The organism is Novosphingobium rhizosphaerae (genome assembly GCF_050920675.1).
Taxonomy (GTDB): Bacteria; Pseudomonadota; Alphaproteobacteria; order Sphingomonadales; family Sphingomonadaceae; genus Novosphingobium; species Novosphingobium rhizosphaerae.
The window spans coordinates 3,624,098-3,642,538 of record NZ_CP137861.1 but is presented as its reverse complement, the minus strand read 5'-3'; the positions used below and the strand labels follow the sequence as shown (position 1 = coordinate 3,642,538).

The window sequence follows — 18,441 nt, the reverse complement described above, 5'->3', positions numbered from 1 at the left end:
GGTCGGCACATTGAGGGAGATACCTGTCATGAAGATGCGGATGTTCATCCTGGCCGCCGCGCTGCTCGGCGCGGCGCCGGCCCTGGCGCAATCGGCGGCCAAGCCGTTGCAATACGAAGTCATTCCCACCGGCCCGATCAGCATGTTCGCCAATGTCACCCTGATCAAGGGAGACAAGGACGCGGTGCTGGTGGACGTGCCGTTTGCCCGTTCCGATGCCTATCGCGTGGCGGCCGCGGTGCTCGACAGCGGCAAGCACTTGAAGACCATCGTGATCACCCATGATCATCCCGATCACTTCTTTGGGCTGGACGTGCTGGCCGATGCCTTTCCCGATGCGCAGATCGTGGCCAATCCCGTCGCCGCGCAAGACATGGCGCGGTCCATACCGATCAAGTTCAAGCGCTGGAGCGGGCAACTGGGCACCAACGCCCCGCGCCGCCCGGTGCAGCCCGTGGCCATGACCGGCGACAGTGTCGATCTGGAAGGGCACCGCTTGCAGGTCTTGGGGCCGATGCAGGGCGACCATGTGGATTCCACCGTGGTGTGGGACGCGCAAAGCCGCACGCTGGTGGCCGGAGACGTGCTCTATAACGGCGTCCACGTCTGGCTGGGCGAGCATACGCCGCAACGCTATGCCGCCTGGCTCGCCACGCTCGACCGGCTCGATGCGCTGCATCCGGTCACGGTCGTCGCCGGGCACCGCCATCCCGGCGCGCCGAACGACAATGGCGCGATCGGCTGGACGCGGGATTATATCAAGACCTTCGTGGCCGCGCGCGCGGCCAGCCATTCCGCGGCCGAAATCGCCGCGGCCATGAACAAGGCCTATCCCGACGCCACCGAAGTCTATGGTGGGTTCCTGCTCGGCACATCGAGCAAAGTGGGCGCCGGGGAAATTCCGCCCTGGGATGAGTGAATGGAAGAGGGCGTGACGCGGTGGCCCTTGGCCCCGCGTCACGCCACTCCGATCAGGCCTTGGCCGCCGCGATATAGGCGTCGATGCACTGGTCCAGCACGGGCAGCGGCATGGCGCCCGGCAGCAGGCCGGCATCGTGGAACTTGCGGATGTCGAACCGGTCGCGCAGCGCGGTGCGTGCCCTGTCGCGCAGGCGCAGCCAATCGAGCTTGCCCAGCATGTAGCTGCACGCCTGGCCCGGCCACACGCAATAGCGTTCCACTTCGGTGATCGCCATGGTTTCGGGATCGCCGATGGTGTCGGTGTAGAATTTCACCGCCTGTTCGCGGCTCCATCCCTTGGCGTGCATGCCGCTGTCCACCACCAGGCGCACGGCGCGGAAAATGCTGTCGTGCAACTGGCCGACATGGCCCAGCGGGTCGTTTTCATAAACGCCCATTTCCACCGCCAACTGCTCGGCATAGAGCGCCCAGCCTTCGCCATAGCCGGAGAAGAACTGGATCTTGCGCAGCGTGGGCAGGCCCGCTTCCTGCGCCAGCGAGAGTTGCAGGTGATGGCCCGGCACGCCTTCGTGATAGGTGAGGGTGGGCAGGGTCCAGCTCGGCACTTCGGCGGTGTCGCGCAGGTTGATGTAATAGGCGCCCGGCCGCGTACCGTCGAGCGAGCCGTTCTGGTAATACCCGCCCGGCGCGCCGGCTTCGATCGCCTTGGGCACGCGGCGGATGTTGAGCGCGGTCTTGGGCAGGGTGCCGAAGTATTGCGGCAGGCGCGCTTCCATGGCCTCGACCTGGCGGTTGAGGTCAGCCAGCAGCTTGTCCTTGCCCGCATCGGTGTTGGGATAGCGGAACTTGGGATCGTCATAGAGCCCGCGCAGGCGCTGGCCCACGGTGCCCTGGGTATAGCCCTGGCTTTGCAGGATCGCGTCCACTTGCGCGCTTTGCTGCGCGATCAGTTCCAGGCCCGTGCGGTGGATTTCCTCGGGCGCCATGTCGCTGGTGGTATAGCTTTGCAGCGAGAGGCGGTAGAGTTCCTCGCCCTTGGGCAGGCGCGCCACGCCGGCGGTGTGCACTGCCTTGGGCAGCAGGCTTTCCAGCAGGGCAATCTGGCGATCGAGCGCGGGTTGCACGCGCTTGGCCACGATGGCCTGCGCGCGCGCATCCCATGGGCCGGCGATGTGCTGCTCGGCGGTGCGGCGGGTGATCGAGGAAACCAGGTTGGATTGCGCGGCGGGCACGTCGCGCAGGGCCTTCAACTGGGTGAGCGCCTTGGCCAGGATGAAATCGGGCGGCACCACGCCGGCGGCGCTATCATGGCGCACCGATTGGCTGTCCTGGTCGATCGCCGTGGCAAAGGCATCCAGGCGCGAAAGATAGGCATCGGCATCGGCGGCATTGGCGATGGTGTGCTGGCTATCGAGGAAATCGGGAATCTGCTGATAGCAGCCGGTCAACTGCGTCACGACATAGGGCGAACCCACGGTCGCGAACGTGCGGTTCATCGTATCGTTGAGCTGGGTGGAATAGAGGATGCTGGCATGGTTCCAGCGGTTGTTGCCGGTCAGCTTGGCTGCATCGATCTTGCGCAGCGCGGCCAGGTCGCGCGCGGTGCGGGCCTTGGCCTCTTCCCAGGCGTGGAGCGAGCGATCGTCCAGCCGCGCCTTGGCACCGGCGCGCGCACCGTTGTCCACGCCCAGGCCCGTGGCCATTTCCGGCGAATGGGCGAGTTGCTCGGCCAGCATCGCATCGAACAGGGTGTTGAGGCGGCGGTCTTCCGCGCTGCCTTCGGCGCTCGCCGGGCTGGTGCCGGGCGTTGCGGCACGAACCTGGCCAAGCGTGGAAAAGGCGGCCAGCCCGGCGCTGGCGACACCGGCCTTGAGGATGTGGCGGCGGTTCATCGGCAAATCCATTCTTGGGCGTTCAGGGGGCTGCCGCGCCCGCATTGGGGGGGCGCCGGGCGCGGCAGCGGGGGGATCGGGTCGTCGAGGGCACGACGACCACACCGCTGCGCTAGCCGATGGTTTCCGATGAAAGCAAAGCCGCCTGTCGATGCCAGCATGTCGTTGGCAGAATGGCGCAGGCGTGGGCGATCACGCCACCTGCGCGTTGTGGGCACGCTGCCGGCGCAGGAAATGCGCGCCGATGCAGGCGGCAAACACGGCCAGGCTCAAGGCCACCTGCAGGCGTTGATCGGGCATCAGCGCCATCATCACCAGCACTGCGATGATCCCGCCCACCGCGACCCATGAGATCACCGGGAAGGCCCAGACTTTCACCGCCAGTCTTTCGCCCGCCGCTTCCAGCCGGCGCCGCAGGGCGATCTGGCTTATCGAGATGAGCAGGTAGACGCACAGGATCGTCGCGCCCGACGATTGCAGCAGGAAGGTGAACAGCCCATCGGGCGAGAACACCGAGGTGAGCACCACGGCAAAGCCCGCCACGCCCGAAACCACGATGCCCAGCGCCGGCACCCGCCGCGGCGATACCCGCCCGAACGCGGCCGGGGCATCGCCGCGCTGGGCCATTTCAAACAGCATGCGCGAGGTGACGTAGATCGCCGAATTGAGGCACGAGACGATCGCGGTGAAGATCACCGCCCCGATCACGCCCTTGGCGCCGGGCACCTTGATGATCGACAGGGCGGCGACGAACGGGGATTGTCCGGAAACGACCGTATCCCACGGCAGGATCGCCAGGATCACCGCGATCGAGCCGATGTAGAAGAACATGATGCGCAACGTGACGGTGCGCGCCGCCCGCACGATGTTGCGCGCCGGGTCTTCGGTTTCCACCGCGGCGATGGTCGCCACTTCGGAACCCATCATCGAAAAGATCACCACTGGAATTGCGGTGAACGCCGCGCCTAGCCCGGTGGGAAAGGCGCCGCCATGGTTGGCAAAGTTGCTGGTCAGACGTGCCAGCCCCGGCCCGAACCCAAAGATGTAGGCCAGGCCCAGCGCCATGAAACCGACTATCGTCACGACCTTGAGCGAGGCGAACCAGAACTCGAACTCGCCATAGGTCTTGACCGAGAACAGGTTGACCATGGTCATTGCCGCGATCAGCAGCGCAGCCAGCGCCCACATCGGCAGGGGAATGAACGGCATCAGCATGTTCGCCCCGGCAATCGCCTCAACCGCGATGGTGATCACCCAGAAATAGTAATAGAGCCAGGCCGTGGTGAAGCCCGCCCAGGGCCCCAGGCCCAGCGCGGCATAGCCGGTGAACGAGCCCACGCCGGGCCGCGCCATGGCCATTTCGCCCAGCATGCGCATGATCACGAAAACCAGCAGGCCGCACAGCGCATAAGTCAGCAGCACTGCCGGCCCGGCGATATGGATCGCCGCGCTCGAACCCACGAAGATGCCGGCGCCGATGATCCCCCCGATCGAGATCATGGTGACGTGGCGCGCTTTGAGCGAATGGGCCAGCGCTTCGCCGGGGGGAGATGCAGACATGATCAGTGACTCGCTTTCTTGGCAGACTGCTGGGCGCGATAGCCACGCGCCTGCTGGTCGATCAGATAGGCATGGATGGCTTCCACATCGGCTTTTGTCACCACGTCATCGAAGCGGGCCATGCCCAGCGGCGCCAGCGCCCCTTTGAGCACGATGTCGTTGAACAGGCCATGCACCTCGCGCGGCAGGCGCGACAGGTCGGGCGTGACGCCCGGCGTACCCAGCACGTGGCAGCGGGAGCAGTTTTCGGTGAACTTGTCCTCGCCGCGCGCGATCAGTGCCGGGCTGGCCTTGAGCGGTGGTGGCGCGGGATAGGGCAGCGGCTCGCGCTTGTCGGGCATGGGCACGGCGCCGCCGCCCAGCTTGAACACCAGGATGCGGTTGGCGTTGCGGTTGCCATAGGCGGCACTGGAGGGGGGAATCGGGAACGTGATGCCCGATCCGCCATAGCCGGCCTGCACCGCCACGTATTGCACGCCCGCGATTTTGTAGGTCATCGGCGCGGCCATGATGTGGCTGCCGGTGTGGATCGTCTTGATCGGCGCGCCGGTGCGGGCGTTGTAGATCCACAAGCTGCCGTCGCCACGCCCCTGGAACACCAGGTTGCCCGCCGTGCTCAGCACCCCGCCATCATACCCACGCACCCCTTGCGAGGTGACGCGTTCCCACACCACTTTACGGGCCACCGGGTCCCACGCGCGCAGCACTTCGCGCACCAGCTTCACGCCGGGACGCTCCTTCTGCAATTCGTCCTTGGCCGGCAGCGGCCCCAGCGTGCGCTTGAGCGCGGCGGGATCGTAGAGATCGTCGGGGAAAATGCCGTCGGACGAGAAAAACCCTTCGAGATGGGTGAGCGAGCCGCCGTTGGCCTTCATGTTGAGCAGCACGTTGCCCGCGTCGATCGCCGGGATATAGACCAGGCCGGTCTGCGGGCTGAACGACATCGGGTTCCAGGTGTGCCCGCCGGCCCACGAGGGGTATACGTTCTTCGGGCTCTTGGAATAGTCCGCCTGCTGCGTGACCATGGGACGGCCGGTCGCCAGGTCCACGCCCTTGGCCCAATTCACATAGGTGAACGGATCGGCCGACAGAAGTTTGCCGGTTTTCAGGTCCAGCGTGTAGAAAAAGCCGTTCTTGCAGGCCTGCATCACCACGCGGCGGGGCTGGCCGCCCAGGTCCAGGTTGGCGAACACGAACTTCTGGACCGCGTCATAGTCCCACTCGTCGCCCGGCGTGGTCTGGTAGTACCAGTTCATCCGCCCGCTCTGGGCGTTGACCGCGATGATCGAGGCGTTGAAGAGATCGTCGTGGCGCTTGCCGTCGGCAGACCGCAGATAGGGGGAGGCATTGCCGGTGCCGAACACGATCTGGTCGGTTTCGGGATCGTAGGACAGCCCGTCCCACACGGTGCCGCCGTTCTGGGTGCGTCCGTCGCGGTTGGGGCCCCACGACTTGGCGGCCCGTTCGAGTTCGGGATGCTCGAACGGCTGGCCCGGCGCGGGCGGCACGGTGAAGAAGCGCCATTTGAACGCGCCGGTCTTGATGTCCCAGGCGGAGATATAGCCGCGCAGGTCGCCATCGCCGATATCGGCCCCGGCGTTGCCGATCACCACGCTGTCTTTGGTGAGGACCACCGCGCCGGTGGAGGCATAGGGCTGCTTGTGGTTGACGATGGTATCCGCGATCCAGCGCGCCTGGCCGGTCTTGGCGTCGATCGCGTGGAGCCGCCCGTCTTCCGAAGCGACGAAGACCGTGCCGTCCCGATAGGCGACGCCCCGGTTGACCACGTCGCAGCAGGCGTTGCGCCCCCACTGACCATCCACCTGCGGATCGTATTGCCACAGCAATTTGCCGGTGGCGGCATCGAGGGCGTAGACATTGCCCCAGATGCCCGAGGTGTACATGACCCCGTCGATCACCAGCGGCGTTGCTTCCTGCCCCCGTTCGGTGCCCATGTCATAGGACCAGGCATAGCCCAGATCGCCCGCGTTGGTTTCGTTGATATCGGATAGCGCGGAAAACCACGTGCCGGCGGTATCTCCCCCGGTCAGCGGCCATTCCGCCCCGGCGAGCGGCGCGGCAGCACGATGGCCCGGCGTATCGGACGCGACATCGGCGCGGGCGCTGGTGCAGGCGTTGAGCAGCAGCGCGCCCGAGCTAAGCACGGCGGAGGCAAGCAGGAGCAGGGCGGGCCGGCGCAGGTTTCTGGCGCGCAGGGTTTTCATGGGCTGGCACTTTCCGGCGGGGGAGGGCGTTTGGCAAGATAGATCACAGTTTATCCACAGCCGCAATCGCCGACCGCCGCCCGCCCATTCGGCGCGAGGCATCGCGTGCGCCATGGCCATCATGACCAAGGCCCGAACCCTTTGCCGGGGTTCGGGCCTTGTCTGTCGGGGTGATCAGTTGCCGAAGTTGACCCGGGCGGTGAGGCCCCAGGTGCGCGGCTTGCCATAGACGCTGAGCGCATCGCCCCAATAGAGCGACCCGTCGAACGCGTAGGAGCGATAGACCCGGTTGAACAGGTTGTTGACGAAGAACGCCAGTTCCAGCCTGTTGCCCGCCGGGATCACGCCGATGCGCGCGTTTTCCACGTGGTAGGCGCCTTCACGCTCGTCGGGCGCGCAGAGCACCGAGAAGCAGAACTTGCCGGTGTAGAGTGCATCGCCCTGGAGCGAAACGCGCGCGCCGCCCAGGCCGAACTCATAGCGGACCAGGGCATTGCCGGAAAAGCCCGGCGCCTGCGGCAGATCGTGGTTCACCACCGTGACGCCATCGGGCAGCAGCACGTTCTTGACCTTGCTGTCCTGGACCGCGGCCGAGGCCTGGAGCGTGAAGCCCTCGATCGGGTGGGCGGTCAATTCGGCTTCCACGCCCTTGATCGTGGCGGGCAGGTTGCGCACCAGCTGCGTATAGCCGACCTGAACATAGGCCTGGTAGTTCTTGTAATCATAATAGAACGCCGCAAGGTTGAACTGCACGTCCGGGCCGATCTTGGTCTTCAGCCCCACTTCGTAGTCATTGAGCGTTTCCGGCCGGTAAGGGATGTTGTTGAGCGTATCGATCAACGCCTGGCCGGGGAACGGCGTGCCGGTGGAAAACGTGAACCCGCCTGACTTGGAGCCGCGGTTGTAGCTGGCATAGAGCAGCGTGTCGGGGCCGGGCTTGTAATCCAGCTCTGCCCGCGCGGTGACGCCGTCATAGGTGGGCTTGGCCGCCGAAGGGGTGACCGTGATGCCGGCCGCATCGGCAGCGCCGGTGGGATCGAAGAAATTGATCCCGCTAGGCCCCCAGTTCACCGTCAGGCCCGAGATCGACTCCTTCGCCGTGTACCAGGCCAGCTTGCTGTCACGCCAATAGCGCGCGCCCAGGATCAGCTTGAAGTGATCGTCGAACTTGTATTCGTCCTGCGCGAACACGGCGAAAGACTTGGTGCGCTGATAGAACCGCACGGTGGGATCGTACTGGTCGAACGGGGTGGCGTACTTGGCGCCATAGTTGCCGGTCAGCAGCATGCCGAAGGCGCCGAACGCCAGGTAGTTGTTGCCGAAACGGGTGGCGGCGCGCAGTTCCTGGGTGATCTGCTGGGTGCGGGCGCGCTGGTAGAAAATCGTGCCCGAGGCATAGCAGGTGATGCTCGGCGCGGTGGCGCAGGGCCCGGTGGTATAGGGCGGCAGCGCCACCCCTTCCTGATAGGGCAGGCCCGGCACGCCATCATCGCTTTCGATATAGAACTTGGCGAGGTTCTGGTAATCGGTGATCGAGGTGACGTCGAACGCGCCCAGCTTGGCTTCCAGGCGCAGCGTGGCGGCAAACTGCTTGCGGTTCACATAGTTTTCGCCCGCGCTATAGGTCTGCCACGGGTTGCCACCCTGGGTGGCGGTGATCGCCGGATTGGCATAGCCATTGGCGACCGAGCCGGGCACGCCGTTGTTGTAGGACGTGCCGCCGTAGTTGTTCCAATAATCGCAGACCTGGTTGGCGGCGAGGAATTCGCCCTGGAATTGCGCATTGGGGCAGGCCGGGGTGAGGGTATAGACGCCGGCCTGGCGCTCGTGATCGGCCTGGGCATAGCGCACCGTCAGGCGGGCGCGGAAATCGCTGGACGGGTCCCACTGCAGGATACCGCGCGTGGCCCAGTGGTTGTTGGCGCCCAGATCCGCGCCACCGGGCAGCAGGTTCTTGATATAGCCGGAATCGCGATCGTAGATGCCCGAAATGCGCGCGGCCAGGGTATCGGTGAGCCCGCCGTTGAGCGCGCCTTCGAACACCGACTGGTTGAAGCTGCCGGTGGTGGCGGAAACATAACCGCCGAAATCGTGCGTGGGCTGGTTGGAAATGAACTGCACCGCGCCGCCGGTGGCGTTGCGGCCGAACAGGGTGCCCTGCGGCCCGCGCAGCGCTTCGGTGCGGGCGAGGTCGAAGATCGGGAAGCTGGCCGTGGTGATCGAGGCGGCGTAGCTATCGTCCTGATAGACCGCGACGGGCGGTTCCTGCTGGTCGCCATAGTCGTTTTGCGACACGCCGCGAATGTTGAACACCACCTGGCTGGAGCCATAGGCATTGTACTTCAGGTTGGGGATGGCGCGGACGATATCGGTGGCGTTGTTGATGTTGAGCGCGCGCAGGTCCTTGGCCGAAATGACCGAGACCGCGATGCCGACATCGTTGAGCTTCTGTTCGCGGCGCTGCGCGGTCACCACGATATCGCCGCTGCCGGTTTCAGCCTGCGGCGCGACAGCCGGGGCATCCGCCGGGGCGGCGGTTTGCGCCTGGGCCACGCCGGGCACCAAGGCGACCGCCGGCATCATGGCGGTGGCCGCCAGGGCCATGCCGCGCAAGCGGCGGCGCGTTGCGGATGAAGATTTTTGTTTGTTTTGATCGAGGCCAAGGCCCGAAAGCACCAGGTTACGCATGACAGCTTCCCTCCAAGCCGGCCCCTCGTTGTGGGGGCACAATACCTGCACCCGGATCGTGCATCAGGAACGCAGGCGCAGCAACCCTCTGGCAACAGAGTGAAAGCCCTGGCAAGCTAAGCGGAAGTGTTGCGGACTTTGGGTGTATAGTGCTGATTAAATTAGATTAACTCGGAATTTCCGGTTGCTTTTGGTAATAACACCTACTTACTACTCTCATTAACTTGCCTAATGGCGGGATAGGCTGGGCGGGGGCGGCGTTCGGCAACGGCCAGGGCATCGTGTCAGAGGCCCGGCGAGGAGTCGTCCAAGGGGCCGGATCACCCTTTCGGGAAGCACTATTTCTAATCCCTCGCATTAGTTTGTGAAATGGTGCAGTGCCGTGATTGCGAAGGCGCACGCGCTGGCATAGCGCTATTGTCAACAGGCAGCCAAGCAAAGCCGAGGCATGACATGAAGACTACTGCGCGCGTTGTGGTGATTGGTGGCGGCGTCGTCGGCGTCAGCACGTTGTATCACCTGGCCAAGATGGGCTGGTCCGATGTCGTGCTGATCGAGCGCAAGGAGCTGACCTCTGGGTCCACCTGGCACGCCGCCGGCCTGCTGCCGCTGTTTAACCTGTCCTATTCGGTGGGCAAGCTGCACCAGTATTCGGTGGATCTCTATCCCAGCCTGGAGGCCGAAACCGAACTCAACGTCGGCTTTTCGCGGGTGTCCAATATCCGCCTGGCCAACAGCCCGGACCGGATGGACGAATACCGCTATTACGCGGGCGTGGCCAAGACCATCGGGGTCGACGTCAATTTTCTGACGCCCGAACAAGTGCATGAAATCTGGCCGCTGGCGCAGATGGATGGCGTGCTCGGCGCGATCCAGCACCCGGCCGATGGCTATATCCAGCCGGCCGACCTGACCCAGGCCCTGGCCAAGGGCGCGCGCCAGCGCGGCGCCATGATCATGCGCAACACCACGGTCACGGGCATCACGCAAAAGCCGAACGGCGAATGGGTGGTGGCAACCGACCAGGGCGAGATCACCTGCGAGCATGTGGTTTCGGCCACCGGCAGCTTTGCCCGCCAGACCGGCGCGATGGTCGGCCTGGACGTGCCGGTGATCCCGGTTGAGCATCAGTACATCGTGACCGAGCAGCACCCGGCCATCATGGAGCGCCGCGCCAAGGGCCTGCCCGAAATGGGCGTGCTGCGCGAAAGCGATTCGAGCTGGTACATGCGCGAGGAAGCCGGCGGCCTGCTGCTTGGCCCCTACGAAGTGGGCGCGCCGGCCTGCTATGTGAAGGGTCCGGCGGCCAACAGCGAATACGAACTGTTCCCCGATGCGCTCGAACGCCTGGAGCCCTATATCCTCTCGGCCATCGAGCGCGTGCCCGCCTTTGGCGAGCTGGGAATCAAGAAGGTTTACAACGGTGCCATCGCCTACACGCCCGACGGGTCGCCCATCGTCGGACCGGCGCCGGGGCTGAAGAATTTCTGGCTCAATGAAGGCCACAGCTTCGGCATCACGGCGGCAGGCGGCGCGGGTTGGCAGCTCGCCCACTGGATCGTGGGCGGAGAACCCACCATCGACATGATGGGTGTGGACCCGCGCCGCTTCGGCACCTATGCCGATGAAGGCTATCTCATCGAAAAGAATGAGGAAGCCTATGCCAAGGTGTTCACCGTCCACTACCCGGACGAAGAGCGCGAGGCCGCGCGGCCCCTGCGCCAGACGCCCTGCTATGACCGGATGAAGGCGCTTGGCGCGGTGTTCGGCAGCGTGTTCGGCTGGGAGCGCCCCAACTGGTTCGCGCCCGCAGGCTACGAGCTGAGCGAGGCTGATCTCGACAAGCCCGAGACGCTGCTCAACCACAACCACCCCGATGTGCCGGGCGCGCCGATCCGCGAAAAGTGGTCGTTCCGCCGCTCCAACTATTTCGAGCATGTTGGCAACGAATGCCGCCATGTGTCGGAAAAGGTTGGCATCCAGGACATGAGCGCCTTTGCCAAGTGCCTCATTTCCGGCCCCGGTGCGGAAGAATGGCTGGGCAAGCTCTTGTCCAACGCTATCCCGAAGAAGATCGGCCGCGTCACGCTGTCCTACCTGCTCACCCCGGCCGGCGGCGTGCGCAGCGAATTCACCGTCTACAAGCGCGGCCCGCAGAGCTACTATCTGGTTTCGGCCGGCGCCCTGGAATCGCATGACCACGATTACCTGATCAAGGCGCTGCCCGCCGATGGTTCGGTGAAGTTCGAGCGGCTGACCACGGCGATGGGCGTGCTGGTCCTCGCCGGGCCGCGGGCGCGCGACGTGCTGGCCAAGGTGACGCACACCGACTTGTCGAACGAGGCCTTCCCCTGGCTGACCGGCAAGCGCATTTCCATCGGCGCCGCGCCGTGCGACGCGCTGCGGGTGAATTTCATCGGCGAACTGGGCTGGGAATTCCACCACCCGATCGAGATGCAGAACTACATCTTCGACAAGCTGATGGCCGCCGGCGCCGAATTCGACATCAAGCCCTTTGGCATCCGGGCGATGACGTCGATGGCGCTGGAGAAGAGCTACAAGCTGATCCCCCGCGAACTGTCGGTGGAATACAACGCGCTGGAAAGCGGGCTTGAGCGCTTCATTTCGTTCAAGAAGCCGGACTTCGTTGGCCGTGACGGGCTGCTGGCGAAGAAGGAAACCGGCCTTTCCTGGAACCTTGTTACCCTGGAGGTGCTGGGCGTTACCGATGCCGATGCCCGCGGCTCCGAAGCAATCTATCGCGATGGACAACTTGTTGGCCGCGCCACGTCGGGCGGCTATGGTTGGCGCACGGCCAAGTCGCTGGCGCTGGCGATGATCGCACCCGAACACGCAAACCTTGGCACCGAGCTGGAAATTTCCATTCTCGGCACGGTGCACAAGGCCGTGGTGATCCCAGACTCGCCCTTCGACCCCGAAAACCTTGCCTTGCGGAGCTAGTCCCATGCGCGATTTGGAATCGATTGCCGAACTGCTGAACCAGGATCGTCCCGGATATACCTTGCCCCAGGCGCTCTATACGAGCGAGCAGGCGTTCAAGTTCGATACCGAGGTCATGCTCAAGTCGGTGTGGCTCTATGCCTGCACCGTGGCCCACGTGAAGAACCCCGGCGATTTCTATGTGTTCGAAATGGCCAACAATTCGGTGTTCATCGTGCGCGGCCGGGATGGCGCGATCCGCGCGTTCTACAACACCTGCACCCATCGCGGCTCGCGCATCTGCCAGGTGCAGGCCGGCACGATGCCGCGCATCATGTGCCCCTATCATTTCTGGACATTCGGGCTGGACGGCAAGCTGATCGCTGCGCGCGGCATGCCCGAAGGCTTTGACAAGAGCGCGCATGCCCTGCGCGAAGTGGCGCTGGAAAATTGCGGCGGCCTGCTGTTCATCTGCCTGGCGGAAAATCCGCCGCCGATCGACCGCGCCAAGGCCGACATCGCTGCGGCGATCGGCATCTACAACCTGGACAAGCTGAAAGTGGCGGCGGTGGAAGACCTGCACGACACGGCCAACTGGAAGCTGGTCATGGAAAACAACCGCGAGTGCTATCACTGCGAGGCGAACCATCCCGAACTGCTCAATTCGCTGAGCGGATCGGGCTTTGGCCGGGGCAACCCGGAAGATGGCGATGCCAGCGACGAAGCCGATGTGGCCGACCAGGTGGAGCACTGGAAGGCGCTGGGCGTGTGGCAGGACCTGGTCGAATTCCCTGATGGCGGCTGGCACCGGGTGGGGCGGCTGGGCCTGGCCCATGGTGCGCTGTCTCAGACGATCGACGGACAGCCGGCGTCACGGAAGCTGATCTGGTCGGTCGATCATGCCGAGCCGACCAGCGTTTCGGTGTGGACCCAGCCCAATTCTTGGCACCATTTCTGCTGTGACCATGTCGTCACGTTCAGCGTGATGCCGCAGGGGCCGGATCGTTCGATCCTGCGCACCTCGTGGCTGGTCCACGAAGACGCCGTGGAAGGCGAGGACTACACCGTCGAGAACCTGACGCACGTATGGAAAGCCACCAATCGCCAGGATCGGCGCCTTGCCGAAATGAACCACGCCGGCATTGCCACCGATGGCTATCGTCCCGGGCCTTATGCCCTGGAGGAAAACCTCGTCGATGCCTTCAAGACCTTCTACGTCGAGCGCGGCAAGGCTGCGCTGGAAGCGGCAGGACAATCCTGAGATGATGCGCTTTTCCGGGCTCAATCTTATCGCGCAGGCCTTTTCGGGGCACCAGTCGTGGCCCGAACAGTGGCCCGACAAGGCGCCCAAGGCGGCCTACGACGTGATCATCGTGGGCGCCGGCGGGCACGGCCTGGGCGCGGCCTATTACCTGGCGGCCAAGTACGGGATCACCAATGTGGCGGTGATCGAAAAGGGCTGGCTGGGCGGTGGCAACACCGGGCGCAACACCACGATCATCCGTTCGAACTACCTCTACGATGAAAGCGCCCACCTCTATGACCACGCGGTCAAGCTGTGGGACGGGTTGAGCCAGGAGCTCAACTACAACGTGATGTATTCGAAGCGGGGCGTGCTGATGCTCGCGCACAACGTGCACGACATCCAGAGCTTCAAGCGCCACATCCACGCCAACCGGTTGAACGGCGTGGACAATGAATGGCTCACCCCGGAAGAGTGCCAGGCCTATTGCCCGCCGCTCGATATTTCGCCCAATGCGCGCCATCCGGTGCTGGGCGGCGCGTTGCAGCGGCGCGGTGGCACCGCCCGGCACGATAGCGTGGCCTGGGGCTATGCCCGCAAGGCCACGGCGCTGGGCGTGGACATCATCCAGAACTGCGCCGTCACCGGCATTCGCCGGGGCGCGGATGGCGCGGTGTTGGGGGTGGAGACCGAGCGCGGTTTCATCGGCGCCAAGAAGATCGGCGTTTCGGCGGCGGGTAACACTTCGGTCGTGATGAACATGGCGGGTCTGGAATTCCCGCTGGAAAGCTATCCGCTCCAGGCGCTGGTGTCCGAACCGGTCAAGCCGATCTTCCCTTGCGTGGTCATGTCCAACACCGTCCACGCCTATATCAGCCAGTCCGACAAGGGCGAGCTGGTGATCGGCGCGGGGACCGACCAGTATACCTCGTATTCGCAGCGCGGCGCCTTGCACATCATCGAGCATACGCTGGCGGCGATCTGCGAGATTTTCCCGATCTTTACCCGCATGCGCATGTTGCGCACCTGGGGCGGGATCGTGGACGTGACGCCCGATCGCTCGCCCATCCTGGGCAAGACCCCGGTGGCTGGGCTCTATGTCAATTGCGGGTGGGGCACCGGCGGGTTCAAGGCGACGCCAGGCGCGGCGGACCTTTTGGCCCATACCATCGCCCACGATGCGCCCCATGCGATCAACGCGCCGTTCAACCTGGATCGCTTCCGCAACGGGCGGCTGATCGACGAGGCGGCCGCGGCCGCCGTGGCCCACTGAGCAAGGGGCAGGAGCCAAGCCATGCTGTTGATTCGTTGCCCCTATTGCGAAGAAGACCGCCCCGAGGTGGAATTCGTCTATGGCGGGGAGGCGCATATCGCCCGGCCGCTCGACCCGGCCGCGCTGAGCGATCAGGATTGGGAGCATTACCTCTACATCCGCCGCAACCCGCGCGGGCGGCACCATGAACGCTGGCGCCACACCCACGGCTGCGGACGCTTTTTCAACGCGGTGCGCGACACCGTAAGCGACCGTTTCGAACAAACCTACAAGGCCGGAGAAGCGCGCCGATGAGCGGCTATCGTCTTCCTGCCGGCGGCCGGATCAACCGCGCCGCGCCGCTGGATTTCACCTTTGACGGCCGCGCGCATCGTGGCTTTGCCGGAGACAGCCTGGCTTCGGCGCTGGTCGCGTCGGGCCAGATGCTGTTCGGCCGCTCGTTCAAGTATCACCGCCCGCGCGGGATCCTGGGCATGGGGACGGAAGAGCCCAACGCGCTGGTGACGGTGGATCGCGGCGAAACCGGGCCGGGCTGGGGCCGCGCCACGCCCAACCTGCGCGCGCCGTCCGTCGCGCTGTATCAGGGGCTGGACGCGCAGAGCCAGAACCGCTTCCCTTCGCTCAAGTTCGACCTGGGCGCGGTGAACGACCGGCTGGGCGCGCTGTTTCCCGCCGGGTTCTACAACAAGACCTTCATGTGGCCGCGCTCGGCCTGGGAAAAGCTCTATGAGCCGGCGATCCGCCGCATGGCCGGGCTGGGTGCCAGCCCGACGACGCGCGATCCCGATCATTACGACGCGACCTATGCCCATTGCGAAGTCTTGGTAGTGGGCGGTGGCTTGGCCGGCATCGACGCCGCGCTGGCGGCGGCGCAAGGTGGCAGCCGGGTGATCCTGATCGACGAACAGGAAGAACTGGGCGGTGGTGCGCTGTCTGACCAGGCGCTGTGGGGCGAAGTGGCGGACAAGGCGATGGCGCTGCGCCGACTGGACAACGTGACGGTGCTGACCCGCACCACGGCTTTTGGCTATTACCACCAGAACTTCGTGGGCGCGGTGGAGCAACTCACCGATCATCTGGCGCCGGGTGAGGCCAAGGGTGCGCGCGAGCGGCTGTGGCGCATCCGCGCGGGCGAAGTGGTGCTGGCGCAAGGCGCGATCGAGCGCCCGCTGGTGTTCGATGGCAACGATGTGCCAGGCGTGATGCTGTCGAGCGCAGGCCGCACCCTGGCCGTGCGCTATGGCGTGGCGGTGGGCCGCGCCGTGGCGGTGATGGCGGTGCACGACAGCGGCTGGCGCGATGCGCTGGCGCTCACGGCCGCGGGCGTCAACGTGGTGGCTGTGATCGACTTGCGCGCGCAAGTGGCCGCCGACCTGGTCGGCGCCGTGCGCGCGGCAGGCATTGCCGTGCATCTGGGCCACGCGGTGACGGGCGTTTCGGGCCGCCATGGCGTTTCCGGCATCACCTTTGCCGCCGATGGCACCGGCCATTCGCAGCAACTGGCCGTGGATGCGCTGCTGATGGCCGGCGGGTGGACGCCCACGGTGCATTTGTGGAGCCACGCCAAGGGCAGCCTGCGCTGGGACGCCGGATGGGGCGCTTATCTGCCCGACGTGCCACAGGAAAACTGCCGCGCCGTGGGCGCTGGTGCCGGGGCTTGGGATCTGGGCAGCGGCCTGGCGCTGGGTACGCTGCCCGGCCCCAAGCCGATCTGGCAGACCAAGGCTTTCGTCGATTTCCAGAATGACGTGAAAGCGCGCGACATCGATCTGGCTGTGCGCGAGGGCATGCGCTCGATCGAGCACATCAAGCGCTATACCACCAACGGCATGGCGACCGACCAGGGCAAGACCAGCAACCTCAATGGGTTGCAGATCGCCTCGGGCAGCTTGGGGCGTGCCGTGACCGATATCGGCCTCACCACGTTCCGCCCGCCCTATACGCCGCAAACCTTTGGCGCATTGATGGGGCACCACAAGGACGCGCTATTCCAGCCGATCCGCAAGACGGTGATCGATGGCTGGGCCGATGCGCGCGGTGCGGTGTTCGAGAACGTGGCGCAGTGGCGCCGTGCGCGCTATTTCCCGCAAGGGAGCGAGGACATGCACGCCGCCGTGGCGCGCGAATGCCTGGCCGTGCGCCGCCAGGTGGGTATGTTCGATGCCTCCACCCTGGGCAAGATCGAAGTGGTCGGGCCGGATGCCGCCGAATTCCTCAACCGCATGTACACCAACCCGTGGAAGGCCTTGGCGCCGGGCCGCTGCCGCTATGGCCTGCTGTTGCGCGAGGACGGGTTCATCACCGACGATGGCGTTTCGGCGCGGCTGGCGCCCGACCGCTTTCACCTGACCACCACGACCGGCGGCGCGGCGCGCGTGCTGGCGATGATGGAAGACTATCTCCAGACCGAATGGAGCGATCTGGACGTCTGGCTGACCAGCACGACCGAGCAATGGGCGGTGATCGCCGTGCAAGGCCCGCTGGCGCGCGATGTGATTGCGCCGCTGGTGGAAGGCATCGACCTGTCGCGCGAAGCCTTCCCGCACATGGCCATTCGCGAGGGGCGCATCTGCGGCGTGCCGACACGGCTGTTCCGCGTGAGCTTTACCGGCGAACTCGGCTATGAAGTCAACGTGCCGGCCGAGCATGGCCGCATGGTGTGGGAAGCGATCCACGCCGCCGGCCAGCCGCACGGCATCACCCCTTATGGCACCGAGACGATGCACGTCCTGCGCGCCGAAAAGGGCTATGTCATCGTTGGCCAGGATACCGATGGCACGCTGACGCCCGATGACGCCGGCATGGCCTGGGCCGTGGGCGCCAAGAAGCCCGACTTCGTGGGCAAGCGTTCGCTGGCGCGGCCCGACATGACCGCACCAGGGCGCAAGCAACTGGTCGGGCTGTTGACCGAAGATCCGAACGAGGTGCTGGAGGAAGGCGCACAGATCGTGGCCGATCCGGCCCAGCCGGTGCCGATGACGATGCTGGGCCACGTCACCTCGTCGTATCACAGTGCCACGTTGGGGCGGTCGATCGCCATGGCCGTGATCGCCGATGGCCGCGCGCGCGATGGCCAGGTGATCCATGTGCCGATGCCTGGGCGTACGATCCGCGCGCGGGTCACGGCCAGCACGGTGTTCTATGATGCGCAAGGGAGCCGCCTCGATGTCTGACGCCATTGCGATTCCCCCGCTGGCCGTGGCCGGCACCGACCTGGCGCTGGAAAACAACGCGGTCCTGCCCGGCGGCGTGACGCTGACGTTGGAGCCGCCGGCAAGCCGCTGGTCCTTGCGCGCGCGCACGGCCGAGGCGCTTGGTGCCGTGATCGGCCGCGCCGTGCCGACCCGCATCGGCGAGACACTGGATGGCATCGCCTGCCTTGGTCCTGATGAATGGCTGGCCGATCTGCCCGCCGGAACCGTCGTGCCCGACGGTGCTGGGCAGCCCGTCAGCGTGGTGGACGTGTCCGCGCGCGGCGTGGTGATCCGCGTGGAAGGCGCCAGTGCCGCGCGGGTGCTGTGTTCGGGCTGCCCGCTTGATCTCGAACGCTTTGCCGTGGGCCGGGCCACGCGCACGGTGTTCGAGACGGTGGAAGTGATCGTCTGGCGCGAACAGGCGGACATGTTTCGCGTGTTCGTGTGGCGCAGTTTTGCCCCTTGGCTGTGGCACGCGCTCAAGGCGGTGCAACTGGGCTGACGC

11 protein-coding genes are annotated in these 18,441 nt (G+C 65.4%); 7 read left to right on the top strand and 4 right to left on the bottom strand.

Translation table 11 applies throughout. From position 1 onward, the window contains the following. Positions 1-28 precede the first annotated feature (28 nt). A complete protein-coding gene (locus R9J51_RS16530) occupies positions 29-919 on the top strand; it encodes an MBL fold metallo-hydrolase (RefSeq protein WP_179505122.1) in 891 nt (296 codons plus the stop codon). 52 nt (positions 920-971) lie between these two features. On the opposite strand, the gene R9J51_RS16525 is transcribed toward R9J51_RS16530, so the two are convergent. From R9J51_RS16525 to R9J51_RS16510, 4 genes are all read right to left on the bottom strand, one after another. Beyond that, positions 972-2,813 carry a DUF885 family protein gene (locus R9J51_RS16525; protein WP_179505121.1) on the bottom strand — a complete coding sequence of 614 codons (1,842 nt, stop codon included), beginning with the start codon at positions 2,811-2,813 and terminating at the stop codon, positions 972-974. 192 nt (positions 2,814-3,005) lie between these two features. Next, positions 3,006-4,373 (bottom strand): amino acid permease, encoded by a 1,368-nt coding sequence (locus tag R9J51_RS16520; RefSeq protein WP_168557730.1) that lies wholly within the window; start codon positions 4,371-4,373, stop codon positions 3,006-3,008. Positions 4,374-4,375: 2 nt separating this feature from the next. Then, positions 4,376-6,598: a PQQ-dependent dehydrogenase, methanol/ethanol family gene (locus R9J51_RS16515; RefSeq protein WP_432787593.1), complete on the bottom strand. Its 2,223-nt coding sequence runs from the start codon at positions 6,596-6,598 to the stop codon at positions 4,376-4,378. A gap of 174 nt (positions 6,599-6,772) precedes the next feature. Further along, the gene (locus R9J51_RS16510) at positions 6,773-9,286 is read right to left on the bottom strand and encodes a TonB-dependent receptor domain-containing protein (protein ID WP_179505120.1); all 2,514 of its coding nucleotides are present in this window, start codon (positions 9,284-9,286) and stop codon (positions 6,773-6,775) included. Positions 9,287-9,739: 453 nt separating this feature from the next. On the opposite strand from R9J51_RS16510, the gene R9J51_RS16505 reads away from it, so the two are divergent. The 6 genes from R9J51_RS16505 to R9J51_RS16480 are packed head-to-tail and all read left to right on the top strand — an operon-like array spanning position 9,740 to position 18,438. After that, the gene (locus R9J51_RS16505) at positions 9,740-12,247 is read left to right on the top strand and encodes a GcvT family protein (RefSeq protein ID WP_179505119.1); all 2,508 of its coding nucleotides are present in this window, start codon (positions 9,740-9,742) and stop codon (positions 12,245-12,247) included. A 4-nt stretch (positions 12,248-12,251) separates the two neighbouring features. Further along, on the top strand, positions 12,252-13,487 hold the full coding sequence (locus tag R9J51_RS16500; RefSeq protein WP_168557733.1) for an aromatic ring-hydroxylating oxygenase subunit alpha: 1,236 nt from the start codon (positions 12,252-12,254) through the stop codon (positions 13,485-13,487). Position 13,488: 1 nt separating this feature from the next. Further along, the gene (locus R9J51_RS16495) at positions 13,489-14,742 is read left to right on the top strand and encodes a sarcosine oxidase subunit beta family protein (protein WP_179505118.1); all 1,254 of its coding nucleotides are present in this window, start codon (positions 13,489-13,491) and stop codon (positions 14,740-14,742) included. A 21-nt stretch (positions 14,743-14,763) separates the two neighbouring features. Next, positions 14,764-15,036: a sarcosine oxidase subunit delta gene (locus R9J51_RS16490; RefSeq protein ID WP_169476291.1), complete on the top strand. Its 273-nt coding sequence runs from the start codon at positions 14,764-14,766 to the stop codon at positions 15,034-15,036. Continuing rightward, complete coding sequence (locus tag R9J51_RS16485; protein ID WP_179505117.1) at positions 15,033-17,915, top strand: 2Fe-2S iron-sulfur cluster-binding protein; 2,883 nt, start codon at positions 15,033-15,035, stop codon at positions 17,913-17,915. Before R9J51_RS16490 ends, R9J51_RS16485 begins: the two co-directional genes overlap by 4 nt. After that, positions 17,908-18,438: a sarcosine oxidase subunit gamma family protein gene (locus R9J51_RS16480; RefSeq protein WP_179505116.1), complete on the top strand. Its 531-nt coding sequence runs from the start codon at positions 17,908-17,910 to the stop codon at positions 18,436-18,438. The genes R9J51_RS16485 and R9J51_RS16480 overlap by 8 nt, the downstream gene beginning before the upstream one ends. Positions 18,439-18,441: the final 3 nt, after the last annotated feature.